General features: G+C 63.8%; 1 protein-coding gene. It reads right to left on the reverse strand.

Going from position 1 to position 506, the window contains the following annotated elements; genetic code table 11:
• The coding region (locus HHX41_RS39545) for a family 43 glycosylhydrolase (RefSeq protein ID WP_310742387.1) at window positions 1–446 on the reverse strand (446 nt) is incomplete at its 3' end.
• Window positions 447–506 lie beyond the last annotated feature (60 nt).

Raw genomic sequence — 506 nt, forward strand, 5'->3', positions numbered from 1 at the left:
TTGCCGTCGGCCGACAGCTGGGCGACGCTGATCTGGGTGTTGCCGTAGGCGACGTACATGGTGTCGTCGTCGTCGACGAGCAGGCCGGCGTCGTAGTAGCACTTGTTGATCGTGGTGTGCCGGTTCCAGGGGCCTTCGGCGGAGGTGGCGGTGTAGATGTAGGTCTTGCTGAAGTCGATGCAGCCGCCCCAGTAGAAGGTCTTGTTGCTCTTGCGGTAGTTCAGGAACGACGCCCAGATGCCGTTGACGTAGGCGCGGCCGCCGTTGAGGTCGTATTTGGAGCCGAAGTCCAGCTTGGGCACCGAGTGCCCGGCGTACTCCCAGTTGACCAGGTCATAGGAGCGCAGGATCGGCGCGCCGGGTGAGTAGTGCATCGTGGAGGCCGAGTAGTAGTAGGTGTCGTCGACCCGGAAGATGTCGATGTCGGCCAGGTCCTGCCACAACACCGGGTTGGAGTACGTCGACGACGGCGGCCACGGCCCACCCGACGGACTCACCGACGGCGA

Origin of the sequence: Microbispora sp. H13382, assembly GCF_014161445.1 — a bacterium.
Lineage (GTDB): Bacteria > Actinomycetota > Actinomycetes > Streptosporangiales > Streptosporangiaceae > Microbispora.